Raw genomic sequence first — 1745 nt, forward strand, 5'->3', positions numbered from 1 at the left:
GTTGCGGGATGGCGGGGGCGCGGGGGGCGCTGCGGACGGTCCAGCGCCGCGGCGAGACGGGCGGCGAGGCGGCGCAGGCGCGTCCAGATCAGGATCACCAAGGGGCCGGCGATGCCGCGCCGGTGACCCTCGGCGGCCACGCGGTCGCACAGCGCCGCGATGATCGCGGCGAAGCGGCTGGCGGGACTGGCGAGGGGGACGGCGCTGGCCATGCCCGAAAGGACCACGGCGGCAGGGGGGTGGGCAAGGGCGATGTGACGCCGGTCATTGCCGGTTGTCGGATTTGCCGGCAAGACGGCGATGAAAGCATCGTTGCCGCCTCGCGATGACCGGGGCGGCGCGCCGGCGTCCTGTCCCTGAAATTCGCGGTGGATCTCGGATCCGGGACGCCGGACAACAAATCCTGGGAGGCGGCGGCGTGATTCACATCATTTATCAGGCGGACCACAAGAAGCGGGCGGAGGCGTTGCAGGCGGCGAATCCGGGATCGTTGATCAGCGAGGTCGGCGATACGCCGTTCGGACGCGGCAGCGTCGACACGCTGGTCTATTGGGGGCATGGCGACGCCTACAAGTTCTGCACGATGGAGGCGGACGCGTTTCTCGCGAACATCAGGGCGTGGCAGAAGATGAACCCCAATATCCGCACGGTCGAGGTGATCACCTGCAACGCCCGGCACGGGTTCGAGGGGGCGGAGATCCGGGCCTCGTTCACCGACCAGATCAAGAAGCAATGGCGGAAGAAGTTTTCCGGCATGATCATGAAGGCGCTGCCGATGGGCGTGAGCAAGGGGCAGGTGAACAGCTGGTCCATCCTGAAATACCAGGACACGACGAAGACCTGGTATTACGTGACGGCGCCGGGGGCGAAGGACACCCAACACATGTGGCCGGGCTGCCATGAGATCGAGGCGGCGGTGGGGAACGGGCTGCACGAGAAGGCGCAGGCAGCGAGCGCGAACACCCGGCGGGTGTGGACGGTGATGTCCGGCACGATCTACACGCTTCGCAGCAGCCTCGTGGTGATCAATCGCTGACGCGGCCGCGGCGGGCGGGCGCCGGCCGGCCCGCAATGGCGAGGAGGAGCAGAAATATGGCGAAGGGATACTGGATCGCGAGCGTCGATGTGCGCGACGCCGAGGCCTATGCGGCCTATGTGCGGGAGAACGCGGTGGCGTTCGCGAAATACGGCGCGCGGTTCCTGGTGCGCGGCGGGGCGGCGGAGGCGGTCGAGGGCGGGATGCGGTCGCGGATCGTGGTGCTGGAATTCCCCGACCACGCGGCGGCGCTGGCCTGCTACCACTCGCCCGAATACGCGAGGGCGAAGGCGCTGCGCGAGGGGGCGTCGGTCGCCGATGTGGTGGTGGTCGAGGGGTATGACGGGGCGCAGCCCGGCGCGGCCTGAGCGCGGGCGGACGCGCGCCCTGCTTGCCGCGCTGGCGCTGGCCTGGCTGCCGCTGGCGGCGGCGCGGGCGCGGGTGGTGCGGCTGGACACGGCGCTCGGGCCGGAGCGCGTGCTGGTGCTGCGCCCGGCGCATCCGCGCGCGACGCTGGTGATGCTGCCGGGCGGGACCGGGCGGGTCGGGCTGACGCGGACGGGGCGGTTCCGGCATGGCGCGAATTTCCTCGTCCGCACGAGGCGGGACTGGGTGCGGCGGGGCTTCGCGGTGGTGATTCCGGACGCGCCGGGCGGGCGCGACCTGCGCGGCCACCGGCATGGGCCGGGCTTTGCCGCGGTCGTCGGCG

Annotated in this window: 2 protein-coding genes and 2 pseudogenes; 3 read left to right on the forward strand and 1 reads right to left on the reverse strand. The window is 70.9% G+C overall.

Features of this window, described 5'->3' with window-relative positions; all coding sequences use genetic code 11:
- Nucleotides 1-293: pseudogene (locus tag RT91_RS18775) on the reverse strand (hypothetical protein); the annotation flags it as partial.
- Between the two features lie 125 nt (nt 294-418).
- On the opposite strand from RT91_RS18775, the gene RT91_RS18780 reads away from it, so the two are divergent.
- The 3 genes and pseudogenes from RT91_RS18780 to RT91_RS18790 form a co-directional block, all read left to right on the forward strand.
- Nucleotides 419-1036, forward strand: coding sequence for a hypothetical protein (locus tag RT91_RS18780; RefSeq protein WP_013639971.1), 618 nt, complete (start codon nt 419-421; stop codon nt 1034-1036).
- 56 nt (nt 1037-1092) lie between these two features.
- Nucleotides 1093-1404, forward strand: coding sequence for a DUF1330 domain-containing protein (locus tag RT91_RS18785; protein WP_011942183.1), 312 nt, complete (start codon nt 1093-1095; stop codon nt 1402-1404).
- Nucleotides 1376-1745: pseudogene (locus RT91_RS18790) on the forward strand (alpha/beta hydrolase); the annotation flags it as partial. The gene RT91_RS18785 and the pseudogene RT91_RS18790, both read left to right, overlap by 29 nt.

The organism is Acidiphilium sp. JA12-A1 (genome assembly GCF_000724705.2).
In the GTDB taxonomy this organism is placed as follows: domain Bacteria; phylum Pseudomonadota; class Alphaproteobacteria; order Acetobacterales; family Acetobacteraceae; genus Acidiphilium; species Acidiphilium multivorum.